At 40.4% G+C, this 11773-nt stretch carries 12 protein-coding genes; 9 read left to right on the forward strand and 3 right to left on the reverse strand.

Annotation, left to right across the window (positions count from 1 at the left end):
* Window positions 1-147 precede the first annotated feature (147 nt).
* The 7 genes from lepA to acpS all read left to right on the forward strand — a co-directional run bounded on the left by lepA (window position 148) and on the right by acpS (window position 6871).
* Entirely contained in the window at window positions 148-1944 is a 1797-nt protein-coding gene (lepA, locus tag PSE69_RS05135; RefSeq protein WP_036943946.1) for a translation elongation factor 4, read from the forward strand.
* Between the two features lie 17 nt (window positions 1945-1961).
* The gene (lepB, locus tag PSE69_RS05140) at window positions 1962-2933 is read left to right on the forward strand and encodes a signal peptidase I (protein ID WP_004921482.1); all 972 of its coding nucleotides are present in this window, start codon (window positions 1962-1964) and stop codon (window positions 2931-2933) included.
* Between the two features lie 274 nt (window positions 2934-3207).
* Complete coding sequence (rnc, locus tag PSE69_RS05145; RefSeq protein ID WP_004921478.1) at window positions 3208-3888, forward strand: ribonuclease III; 681 nt, start codon at window positions 3208-3210, stop codon at window positions 3886-3888.
* On the forward strand, window positions 3885-4793 hold the full coding sequence (gene era / locus PSE69_RS05150) for a GTPase Era (RefSeq protein ID WP_004921475.1): 909 nt from the start codon (window positions 3885-3887) through the stop codon (window positions 4791-4793). Before rnc ends, era begins: the two co-directional genes overlap by 4 nt.
* A gap of 16 nt (window positions 4794-4809) precedes the next feature.
* Entirely contained in the window at window positions 4810-5538 is a 729-nt protein-coding gene (recO, locus tag PSE69_RS05155; protein WP_004921473.1) for a DNA repair protein RecO, read from the forward strand.
* 218 nt (window positions 5539-5756) lie between these two features.
* Window positions 5757-6488: a pyridoxine 5'-phosphate synthase gene (pdxJ, locus tag PSE69_RS05160; RefSeq protein WP_004921469.1), complete on the forward strand. Its 732-nt coding sequence runs from the start codon at window positions 5757-5759 to the stop codon at window positions 6486-6488.
* Complete coding sequence (acpS, locus tag PSE69_RS05165; RefSeq protein ID WP_004921465.1) at window positions 6488-6871, forward strand: holo-ACP synthase; 384 nt, start codon at window positions 6488-6490, stop codon at window positions 6869-6871. The genes pdxJ and acpS overlap by 1 nt, the downstream gene beginning before the upstream one ends.
* Before the next feature lie 157 nt (window positions 6872-7028).
* On the opposite strand, the gene PSE69_RS05170 is transcribed toward acpS, so the two are convergent.
* Together PSE69_RS05170 and PSE69_RS05175 are read right to left on the reverse strand one after the other, a co-directional pair.
* Entirely contained in the window at window positions 7029-7289 is a 261-nt protein-coding gene (locus tag PSE69_RS05170; RefSeq protein ID WP_004921463.1) for a YfhL family 4Fe-4S dicluster ferredoxin, read from the reverse strand.
* A 615-nt stretch (window positions 7290-7904) separates the two neighbouring features.
* The gene (locus tag PSE69_RS05175) at window positions 7905-8363 is read right to left on the reverse strand and encodes a hypothetical protein (RefSeq protein ID WP_004921460.1); all 459 of its coding nucleotides are present in this window, start codon (window positions 8361-8363) and stop codon (window positions 7905-7907) included.
* A gap of 198 nt (window positions 8364-8561) precedes the next feature.
* Between PSE69_RS05175 and leuE the strand changes: the two genes are divergently transcribed.
* Window positions 8562-9209, forward strand: a complete 648-nt coding sequence (gene leuE, locus PSE69_RS05180; protein WP_072502418.1) for a leucine efflux protein LeuE — start codon at window positions 8562-8564, stop codon at window positions 9207-9209.
* A 172-nt stretch (window positions 9210-9381) separates the two neighbouring features.
* On the forward strand, window positions 9382-9918 hold the full coding sequence (gene tadA, locus PSE69_RS05185) for a tRNA adenosine(34) deaminase TadA (RefSeq protein WP_004921454.1): 537 nt from the start codon (window positions 9382-9384) through the stop codon (window positions 9916-9918).
* Between the two features lie 35 nt (window positions 9919-9953).
* On the opposite strand, the gene mltF is transcribed toward tadA, so the two are convergent.
* A complete protein-coding gene (mltF, locus tag PSE69_RS05190) occupies window positions 9954-11597 on the reverse strand; it encodes a membrane-bound lytic murein transglycosylase MltF (protein ID WP_230088999.1) in 1644 nt (547 codons plus the stop codon).
* Between the last annotated feature and the right edge of the window lie 176 nt (window positions 11598-11773).

Here is an 11773-nt window from a genome sequence, read left to right on the forward strand (position 1 = left end):
TACATTGAACCTTTGTGTTACAGAGATCTTCTATGTAAAATGCAGCTAATTAGTAATCTTGTGATAATCATAGCATTTTAGTTCTGCGGTACCTATTTATGCAGAGCTGATTTTGTAGGCAATTTAAAAGAAGATATTACCTTGAAAATCAATAACATAAGAAACTTTTCTATCATTGCTCACATCGACCATGGTAAATCCACGTTGTCTGACCGTATTATTCAGATTTGTGGTGGTTTAACGGACAGAGAAATGGCGGCTCAGGTTCTAGACTCTATGGATTTAGAACGTGAACGCGGAATTACAATCAAAGCGCAAAGTGTGACGCTGGATTATAAGGCCTCCGATGGTGAGACCTATCAATTGAACTTTATCGATACCCCAGGCCACGTTGACTTCTCTTATGAAGTATCACGCTCATTAGCTGCCTGTGAAGGTGCGCTGCTCGTTGTTGATGCGGGGCAAGGGGTTGAAGCTCAAACGCTGGCTAACTGCTATACAGCGATTGAAATGGATCTTGAAGTTGTTCCTGTGTTGAACAAAATCGACTTACCAGCGGCTGATCCTGAACGCGTTGCAGAAGAAATTGAAGATATTGTGGGCATTGATGCGCATGATGCGGTACGTTGCTCGGCAAAAACGGGGATTGGCGTTCAAGATGTTATTGAGCGTTTAGTGCAATCTATCCCTGCGCCAGAAGGTGACGCAGAGGCACCTTTACAGGCGCTTATTATCGACTCATGGTTTGATAATTATTTAGGTGTTGTATCACTTATCCGTATTAAAAACGGTACGTTACGCAAAGGCGATAAAATTAAGGTGATGAGCACGGGCCAAGTGTACAACGCGGATCGTCTTGGTATTTTCACACCAAAACAAATTGATCGCGACTCTCTCAGTTGCGGTGAAGTTGGTTGGTTAGTGTGTGCGATTAAAGATATCACAGGGGCACCTGTCGGGGATACTTTAACGGGCGCTCGTAATCCTGCTGATAAAGCATTACCTGGGTTTAAAAAAGTTAAACCTCAAGTTTATGCAGGTTTATTCCCAGTCAGTTCAGACGATTATGAAGCATTCCGTGATGCACTAGGCAAGTTGAGCTTGAATGATGCGTCACTCTTTTATGAGCCTGAAACCTCTAGTGCTCTTGGCTTCGGATTCCGTTGCGGGTTCCTTGGCCTGCTGCATATGGAGATCATTCAAGAGCGCTTAGAGCGTGAATACAATTTAGATCTGATCACCACGGCTCCGACCGTTGTGTATGAAGTTGTGCAAACGAACGGTGAAATCGTTTATGTCGATAGCCCCGCTAAGTTGCCACCATTGAATAATATCGAAGAGTTGCGTGAGCCAATTGCTGAATGTCACATGCTGATGCCTAAAGAGTATCTTGGCAACGTTATTACACTTTGTGTGGAAAAACGCGGCGTTCAGACAAATATGGTCTATCATGGTAATCAAGTTTCATTAACGTATGATATTCCAATGTCAGAAGTGGTATTGGATTTCTTCGATCGCTTGAAATCAACATCTCGTGGTTATGCTTCTTTGGATTATGCATTTAAGCGTTTCCAAACGTCAGACATGGTTCGTGTTGATGTTATGATCAACGGCGAGCGTGTGGATGCCTTGGCATTGATCACTCACCGAGCTAACTCACAGTATCGTGGTCGTGAATTGGTTGAAAAAATGAAGGATTTAATCCCTCGTCAACAGTTTGATATCGCGATCCAAGCTGCAATTGGTAACCATATTATTGCTCGCTCTACCGTTAAACAATTGCGTAAAAACGTACTGGCTAAATGTTATGGTGGTGATGTTAGCCGTAAGAAGAAACTGTTGCAGAAGCAGAAGGAAGGTAAGAAGCGCATGAAGCAAGTGGGTAATGTTGAATTACCTCAAGAAGCTTTCCTCGCTATTTTGCATGTTGGTAAAGACAACTAAAATTACAAGGAGTCTCAATGGCTAACACCTTTGCCTTGATCCTAACACTGGCGACAGTGATTACGGGGATTATTTGGTGTTTAGATCGCTTTAAATTTTCGCCTGAGCGGAAGAAAAAGCTCAAACATATACAGGAAGTGAGTCAAGGCTCATTAACTCAAGATGAGATGGATAAAGCTGTACGCCGTCCATCGTGGGTTGAAACAGGCTCCTCGATTTTCCCAGTATTAGCGATTGTATTGGTGGTTCGTTCATTTATTTATGAACCCTTTCAAATTCCATCTGGGTCAATGATGCCAACGTTGTTGGTTGGGGATTTTATGCTGGTTGAGAAGTTTGCTTATGGTCTAAAAGATCCCATTACGCAAACGACGTTAATTAAAACGGGAAAACCTGCGCGTGGTGATATTGCCGTATTTAAATATCCAGAAAATCCAACAATTGACTATGTAAAACGGGTTATTGGCTTACCGGGTGATAAAATTGTTTATGATCCAAACGCTAAAGAGCTGACAATTTATCCGAATTGCGCAGATAATAACTGTACGAAACAACTTCCAATAAAATATGGTCCGTTAGCGCCGAGTGAGTGGACCATGTTTTTCAATGTGGAGTCTTTGGTCGATAGCCAAAAAGGTAACTATGAAATTCCTCTTGACGAACCATTGCCAAGAAATGCATTACGTCAATATCAAAGAAGTGAAACTCTCGATACCGTCGAGCACCAGATTTTGATTATTCGTCAGGCCATTACGGAATCTCGTTACATACAGCCTAATATGCCGCCAAATGAGTGGATTGTACCTGAGAAACACTACTTCATGATGGGGGATAACCGAGATAACAGCTCAGACAGCCGTATGTGGGGCTTTGTTCCGGAACAAAATTTGGTTGGTCGCGCTGTATTTATCTGGCTAAGTCTTGAGAAACAAGAAGGTGAATGGCCGACAGGTATTCGCTTTAGCCGAATTGGGCCACTAGGTTCATAAGGTAGATTTATACGGGTTTTCGTGTGAAAACCCGTATAAACCGAAGCATTATTGTTTATCTCAGTGTACAATATAATTTAAATTAATATTTATTGGCTTCTTAATTAACTCTTATCATTTTATTCATTAATAGTGTTATGCTGAATTTTAAGCTTAGTTCTATTATATAAATGAAAGATAAAAGCGTTAAGAGTCAGTGCAAACGCAACAGTTTTGTTTTTTACAGGTCTGTTGCGTGTGCTTTTTTGTCAATCAGAGAAATGGCTGAACGCGCATGAACCCCTCTTTACTTGAGCAATTGCAACGAAAACTTGGTTATAAGTTTAATCAACACGATCTTTTAATTCAGGCGCTTACGCATCGCAGTGCAAACAGTAAGCATAACGAGCGCCTAGAGTTCCTTGGCGATTCTATTTTAAGTTTTGTGATCGCAAATGATTTATATCATCGCTTCCCGAAAGTGGATGAAGGAGATATGAGTCGCATGAGAGCAACGCTAGTGCGCGGAAATACACTGGCGGAAATTGCTCGTGAATTTGAGCTTGGCGAGTGTTTACGTTTAGGGCCAGGCGAACTAAAAAGTGGCGGTTTCCGCCGTGAATCTATCCTCGCTGATACAGTGGAAGCATTGATCGGGGGGATCTTTCTCGATAGTGATATCCAAACAATAGAAAAAATTATTTTAGATTGGTATCAAACTAGGTTGAATGAAATCAGCCCGGGTGACAAGCAAAAGGACCCGAAAACGAGACTACAAGAATATCTACAGGGGCGTCATTTGCCTTTGCCTAACTATATCGTTGTCCAAGTTAAAGGTGAGGCTCATGATCAGGAATTTACTATCCACTGCCAAGTCAGTGGTATTGAACAACCTATTAACGGGGTTGGTTCAAGTCGACGTAAAGCTGAGCAGGCCGCTGCGGAGCAAGCATTGAAAATTTTGGAGATTGAATGAGTGAAAAATTACCCCACTGTGGCTTTGTAGCTATTGTTGGGCGACCAAATGTCGGTAAGTCAACGCTATTAAACCAGCTATTGGGGCAAAAAGTTTCAATTACGTCGAGAAAGCCTCAAACGACGCGCCACCGTATTATGGGGATCCATACTGAAGATGAATATCAAATCATCTATGTGGATACGCCAGGCCTGCATATTGAAGAAAAACGAGCAATCAATCGTTTGATGAACCGTGCAGCTTCAAGTTCAATAGGGGATGTTGAGCTAGTTATTTTTGTCGTAGAAGGCACGAATTGGACTGACGACGATGAAATGGTACTCAACAAATTAAAAGGTCTTCGCTGCCCTGTGATTTTAGCAATTAACAAAATTGATAATGTCACGGATAAAACAGTGCTGTTACCGCATATTGGCTTTGTCAGCCAAAAAATGAACTTTTTGGACGTTGTGCCAATTAGTGCTGAAAAAGGTAAAGGCGTTGATACGATTGCAAAAATTGTTAAGCAGCACATTCCTGAAGCTGAGCATCATTTCCCTGAAGATTATATTACCGACCGCTCTCAGCGATTTATGGCATCAGAAATCATTCGTGAAAAATTGATGCGTTTCTTAGGTGATGAACTTCCTTATTCTGTGACTGTTGAAATTGAGCAGTTCAAAATGATGGAAAGGGGGGGATACCATATCAATGGCTTGATCCTTGTTGAACGTGAAGGCCAAAAGAAAATGGTGATTGGTAATAAAGGTAGTAAGCTTAAAACAATCGGTACGGAAGCCCGCATCGATATGGAAAAGCTGTTTGATACCAAAGTACACCTTGAACTGTGGGTTAAAGTGAAAGCTGGCTGGGCGGATGATGAACGCGCATTACGCAGCTTAGGCTATGTTGATGACCTAAAATAAATTTATTGGTGAAATTGTGAGTGGCTGGCAACGTGCGTTTGTACTCCATTCTAGACCCTTTAGTGAAACGAGCTTATTAGTCGATTTCTTCACTGAAGGGGAAGGCAAAATCCGCTTATTAGCAAAAGGGGCTCGCCGAAACCGTTCACCTTTTAGGGGCTGCTTGCAGCCCTTTACACCTTTGTTAATCCGCTGGGGTGGCAAAGGTGAGATTAAAACATTAACCCATGCAGACCCTATTTCACTCTCATTACCACTAACGGGAACCGTACTTTATAGTGGGTTATATCTCAATGAATTAGTGACGAGAGTCATTGAATTTGGTACTCCGTATTCAGCATTATTCTTTGATTACCTTTCTTGCTTACAATTACTTGCTGCTAGTGAACACACACCTGAAGCTGCGTTACGCCAATTTGAGCTAGCCTTGTTATCCTACCTTGGTTACGGTGTTGATTTTCTTCATTGCGCAGGTAGTGGCGAGCCTGTTTCAGACACAATGACTTACCGTTATCGAGAAGAAAAAGGTTTTATTGGTAGTTTAGTCATCGACCAACTTAGTTTTACTGGTAAACACCTTAAAGCCTTGGCAGCACGCGAATTCCCCGACAGTGACACACTGAGAGCGGCTAAACGCTTTACTCGTATAGCCTTGAAACCCTATTTAGGTGGAAAACCGCTAAAGAGCCGCGAACTATTCCGACAATTTACTAAGCCCCCTGTTGGTAATACACCAAAATCATGAGCTAAGTGTGACCGACAATGGTCAGTATGCCAAATCAAAATCTGCACCACGCCGATATTTTACGAGCCGCTTCCCAAAATCTAATAAGTTTGCTGAAAAAGTCGTCAAAATATGGAAAGGCGCTCGAAGCGATAGAGATTTATTCCCACTCAATATTAAATTGCAGTAGGATAGGGGCATTGAGCGTACTTGACTGTATTTATGATAGGGAGTGAAAAATGGCTGAGCTTTTGTTAGGTGTAAACATAGATCATATCGCAACAGTGAGAAATGCACGGGGAACACAGTATCCTGACCCTGTACAAGCCGCATTTGTTGCAGAACAAGCAGGAGCTGATGGTATTACTGTGCATTTGCGAGAAGATCGCCGCCATATTACTGATAGGGATATTGAGCTGCTAAAAGAGACTATTCAAACCAGAATGAACCTTGAAATGGCAGTGACAGAGGAAATGATTAACATTGCATGTCGAGTGAAGCCAGCATTTTGCTGCCTAGTACCTGAAAAGCGTGAAGAGGTCACGACGGAAGGGGGGCTTGATGTGGCGGGGCAATTACCCAAAATTACTGATGCTGTTAAACGCTTGACTGAAGCCGGTATTCAAGTATCCCTGTTTATTGATGCTGATCACACTCAAATTGATGCGGCGCAAGCGGCAGGTGCACCATTTATTGAGATACATACAGGTGCATATGCAGATGCGAAAACGGAGCAAGAACAAGAAATCGAATATCGTCGAATTCGTGATGGCGTAGCTTATGCGGCAGGGAAAGGCCTAAAAGTGAATGCGGGCCATGGTTTAACTTATCATAATGTTCAGCGGATCGCGCTATTACCTGAAATTTATGAATTGAATATCGGGCATGCCATTATTGGGCGAGCGTTATTTAGCGGCCTAGCGAATGCGGTGGCAGATATGAAAAAACTACTCAGAGAAGCGCGTTACTAATGGCAATCGTAGGTCTTGGTACGGATATTGTTGAAATAGCCCGAATAGAAGCGGTGATTAAACGTTCAGCTGACAGCTTAGCGAAACGGATATTGACTGAAAATGAATTTGCGCAGTTTCAACAACAAGCTCAGCCAGCTCGTTTCTTAGCAAAACGTTTTGCGGTTAAAGAGGCGGCAGCTAAGGCGCTCGGTACCGGAATTCGTAATGGATTGGCCTTTAACCAATTTGAAGTCAGTAATGATTCTTTGGGGAAACCGCTACTAACATTGGTGGGGGAGGCTGAAAAACTAGCGCAGCGTATGAACGTAACGCATATTCACGTATCTATTACGGATGAGCGCCATTATGCCGCTGCAACGGTGATTATTGAAAGTGTGTAATTGGCACACAATAGGCTCAATAACTCTTCTTATCCAGAGGGCATATTTGATAAGAAGAGGATGATACCTCGCCGTTATGCGGCGGGGGGAATCAACACTCAGCGATAGCGCTGGGTCGTGAGTAAGTGTCAGGGAACAGGTAGAAAGTGCTAATAGGCTAAATTTTATCAGCATGATGGATCATGACAAACTTATCCCATAATTGTTCTTGTGTTTCAATATGTTGTGGGTCTGTGATAATCGTATTGTTGATAGGGCAAACCGATTGACAGGTCGGTTTATCATAGTGGCCGACACATTCAGTGCAGAGGTCTGCATCGATTTCATAAATTTCGTCACCCATATAGATAGCATTATTAGGGCATTCGGGTTCGCACATATCGCAATTGATACATTTTTTAGTAATTAATAGTGCCATTTCAATCAGTTAAATCTGTTACCATAAATAATTCTAATGAGGTGACTAATTCTACACGGAAATAGGGAAATTAAATACTAATTCTATCAATTTCACCTAACATCTTCTTTTTATGTTAAAAAATTGTATTATTTATTATGCATAACTGGAAAAGGGATAAGCGTGGCTATAATTTCCATAGCAAAGATAATAAACATTGTTCAATATGATAACATTTATTATTATGTGCTAAATAGAATGTGTATTAGTAATATTATCTTAGAGAGTATGAGCTATCTCTATTTAATAGGGAAAAATAGAATAAACACATCGAAGTCGATTGTATTAAGTTAGCCTGTTTTTTAGATATACAATTTTTTGTATTATTTAGTGTTCTTTGTTATGTGTCATTGGTTTATTATGGATTAAAGGTTTGGCATTACAGTGACTATAAATTTTAGACGGTGGGGTTTTGTTATTTATCGTGTTAATTAATATTGAAAACGCTGACTGTAAGGCTTATCTAAAATTATCTTATTTAGTGTGGTTGCTTTAATCTTATATAAGAGATAACTGTTAAAATAAAGGATTGGGGTTACCAATCCTTAAAAGGAACTCTTTAGCTATCAAACACTATTATTTTACAATTACGACAGAGAATGATTCCCAATTTTTTGATTTTTCATACTGGTAGTAATAGTATAAAATGCCGTTGATAACGAAGAACGACGCTGTTCTAATTTGCATGCCGTTAGCGTTAAAAGTAAAGTCGTAAACATTTTCAAGATTGCCATTATCTAAAACAACAAAGAATTGAATGGTCTTTTCTTCTAAATTATAACCATAAATATACTGTTTATTCAGCGTTAAATCTTGTACATATTGTAGATTGCTAAGGTAGCTGTTTAATTTCCCTTTATGGATAGGAGCACTTGTATCAATAATCCCTTTATCACTAACATTATAAATAAAGTAGGCCTTATCTTGAGGAGTATGGCCTAAGAAGAATATTTTTTTTGCAGCAGTGTAGACAAGCGTGGTTGGGTAAAACTGTTCAAATATACCCGCTTGAATACCTGATTGGATCAGAGACATATCAGCTCCTTTATTTATTAGTAAGTTAAATTGTTTATAAGCACTTTGATATTATGAAAATAAGGCATATTTAAAAATAATCATTATTATTAGCTTATTTCATATTTTTAAATGTTATGGTAATAATTGAATTTATAAATATTCACAACTGGTTAAGATTGTGATAGTAATAAGAAAAAAATGGTTAAGGTTTTCATTATGTTTGAAAGTTTTGGTGTTTTGAATTTCTGGACTTATATGGCAGGGTTGATTTTTATCATCATAGTGCCGGGACCAAATTCATTATATGTTTTAAAATCAAGTACATCTCATGGTACTCAAGCAGGGTATCGGGCAGCATTAGGCGTATTTACCGGTGATGCAATACTCATTTTTCTCTCATTTATTGGGGTTGCGTCAGTGATAAAAGCGTCACCTACACTTTTTATGGTCGTAAGGTATTTAGGCGCGGCGTACCTGTTGTACTTAGGTTGCAAAATTCTTTATGCGACTTTTAAGCAAAAAAAATTAGCAAGTTCAGATGCTGAGCCGATGGTGGTTAAATCAGAGAAAATTTTTACGCGTGCGTTGATCCTAAGCTTAACTAATCCAAAAGCGATTCTATTTTATATCTCCTTTTTTATTCAATTTATTGACTTTAATTACTCGCACGCTTGGGTTCCATATCTGGTGCTCGCGTCTATTTTGGAGCTTGTCAGCTTTATTTATCTTAGTCTGCTGATTTTTAGTGGTTATCTTATCGCGCGTTTTTTACGTGAAAAACAAATATTGGCTAAATTGGGTAACTGTGCAGTAGGAAGCTTTTTTATGGGGTTTGCTGCAAAATTAGCGATTTTTAGTAATTAAGGCGAGATTTTGCCTTGTTCACACTGTTGTCTATTTATCAGTTATCGTGGCATATCAAAACCACGGTAACTTCCTCTCTATGCAGTGATTGATAAATTTCCTCATTACCGCCCTACAGCAACTCAAATAATTTACGGTATAATCTATTTAAATAGATAGATTAGAGGTTGCTGTGACACAAGCCGAAGTTGATGAGTTCTGGATGAAGCGCGCTTTAGAATTGGCGAAAAATGCTCAAGATGCAGGAGAAATACCTGTTGGTGCTCTATTAGTGAAAGATAATCAATTAATTGCATCGGGTTGGAATCGTTCAATCGAAAGTCATGATCCTACAGCTCACGCAGAAATAATGGTGTTACAGCAAGGTGGTCGTGCGCTTAGTAATTACCGATTATTAGACACAACACTTTATGTAACGTTGGAGCCGTGCATTATGTGTGCTGGCGCATTAGTACATAGTCGAATAGGGCGTTTAGTCTATGGGGCGAGAGACTTTAAAACCGGTGCTTGCGGTTCATTTATTAATATCTTAGAGCGCCCCGGATTAAATCATTATGTGGATGTAAAGGGCGGGGTTTTAGAAGAAACCTGCTCAGCGATGTTAAGTAATTTTTTTAAAATGCGTAGAGCACAAAAGAAAGCGCAGAAACAGATGTTGGCGCAAACAGAAGGTGAGTGCGGAGGATGTCAGCAGCAAAAATCACCTTAATCCCTCTTTCATTCTGATTAGCTATGATTAAGTTTCTAATTATTTGTTGTTACTGGCTCTGTAGGCTCCTTGGCATGGGAGCCTTCTTGTGTATGGGGTGAAAGAAAATATTGCCCCAAAGTGAGCGTATCCTTCGGGGGAATAGCGGGTAACTTCTGCTGTACTGGAGCAGATTGAACGTGTTTTAGGCTAACCTTTTCTTGGTGGGGATTTTGTGTTGAAGATGCTTGTGGTGCGTTTGAGGTCACATCATCCTGTTTTGCGGTGTCTGCATTTTCAACAGCCTGCTTCTGCTCGTTAGGCGTTGTAAGAGGCGGAAATAAAATGAGCGATTTTTCCGCAATCGCTAGTGCACGCTGTTTTTTATCTTGGTTTTGTAAATACCCAACCAAACTTTGATGGTAGCGGCGAATATTTTCAACATAGCGGTAGGCTTCGTGACCCCGTGCGTAACCATAGTTAAGTTGAGAATAATATTTTTTTTGTGTTAGAAGAGGTAACCTTGATTTCACATCTAGCCAGCGGTCAGGATCACCTCCTTGCATTTCAGTTAGCTTTCTAACATCTTGCATGTGGCCATAGCCCATATTATAGGCGGCTAAAGCAAACCAAATTCTATCGTCATCAGCAATGGATACTGGCAGGCGCTGCATCAGATATTCGAGATAGGCAGCTCCTCCTTTAATACTCTCCTCAGCGTCTAACCTATCAGCGACACCCATGGTTTCCGCCGTTGGTTTTGTAAGCATCATTAGTCCACGTACACCTGTTGGTGAGGTAGCCAAAGGATCCCAATGGGATTCTTGCCATGCAATAGCGGCTAAGAGTTTCCAATCAAGGGTCGTGGCATATTTTTCAAATAGTGGCTGATAATTGGGCAGTTTTTTGTTGATAGCGTTAATAAATGAAATGGTATCAAAATAATCGAATGAACTAACGTGACTGAAATATTTTTCATCAAGTCTTGCGAGTAAGTCTATTTCATTACTGACATTGAAAAAGTCGAGAAGGGCAGCGTTTAGGCTATCGTCATTAAGACGTTTCATATACCAAGTAATGGCGTGATCATCGACTAAATCGAATCCAACAGTAATTTCTGGATGAATGCGTTGTTGGAGGGCAACGGAAATTGAATCTTCGAGTGTATAGTCAATCAGCCCTTCGGCAACCATTTCTAACAATTGATTGGTTGTGTATTCGGTAGTTTCTTGCCAAGTCAGCTCTGGGTATTTACCGGCTAATGATTTGAGGGTGCTAGCGTGTGCAGAGCCTGCCATAACCACCAATTTTCCTTTAATATCATTAAAGCTCTTAGGGCGAGTAGAACCTTTTCGGTAGACCAATTGCTGTGTCACATTTAGGTAGCTTGGCCCAGTTTTCATTTTTTGTAATCTATCTTTATTATAGAGCAGACCAGCAACCCCGATATCTGCATTCCCCTCTTCAATATCATCAAAAATAAGCTCGACGGTGGGTCTCATGGTGATGATTAGTTTTACGCCGAGGTAATCGGCAAAGCTTTGTACAAGCTCATAATCAAAACCATGCAGATTCGCTTCATCGTCAAGATAAATCAGGGGGGAGCTAATCGCGCTGACTCGCAATTCACCTCGAGAGAGGATTTGATTGAGTTGATTATTTTGTGTATTGGGCCAGCGGAGATTCAGTCCGATAATCATGGCCGCAACAAGCGCAATAATCCCAATAATGAAATAATTAACCTTGATGTTATTCAAAAAAAATATCTCGTATGTATACCCTTTATACTTCAAGTCCAGATTGCTTTGCACTGTTTAGCAATCGAAGCTGCTATCCAAGCGAGTCAATAGATGAATGTTGCTATCTCTCAATCGCC

Origin of the sequence: Providencia sp. PROV122 (genome assembly GCF_028482365.1) — a bacterium.
Classification (GTDB): Bacteria; Pseudomonadota; Gammaproteobacteria; order Enterobacterales; family Enterobacteriaceae; genus Providencia; species Providencia stuartii.

Bases quoted from the DNA above. Each gene is read 5' to 3' on its own strand.
- pdxJ (WP_004921469.1), top strand. From the start codon at position 5,757: ATGGCTGAGCTTTTGTTAGGTGTAAACATAGATCATATCGCAACAGTG.
- lepB (WP_004921482.1), top strand. From the start codon at position 1,962: ATGGCTAACACCTTTGCCTTGATCCTAACACTGGCGACAGTGATTACG.
- PSE69_RS05170 (WP_004921463.1), bottom strand. From the start codon at position 7,289: ATGGCACTATTAATTACTAAAAAATGTATCAATTGCGATATGTGCGAA.
- leuE (WP_072502418.1), top strand. From the start codon at position 8,562: ATGTTTGAAAGTTTTGGTGTTTTGAATTTCTGGACTTATATGGCAGGG.
- acpS (WP_004921465.1), top strand. From the start codon at position 6,488: ATGGCAATCGTAGGTCTTGGTACGGATATTGTTGAAATAGCCCGAATA.
- era (WP_004921475.1), top strand. From the start codon at position 3,885: ATGAGTGAAAAATTACCCCACTGTGGCTTTGTAGCTATTGTTGGGCGA.
- PSE69_RS05175 (WP_004921460.1), bottom strand. From the start codon at position 8,363: ATGTCTCTGATCCAATCAGGTATTCAAGCGGGTATATTTGAACAGTTT.
- mltF (WP_230088999.1), bottom strand. From the start codon at position 11,597: ATGATTATCGGACTGAATCTCCGCTGGCCCAATACACAAAATAATCAA.
- rnc (WP_004921478.1), top strand. From the start codon at position 3,208: ATGAACCCCTCTTTACTTGAGCAATTGCAACGAAAACTTGGTTATAAG.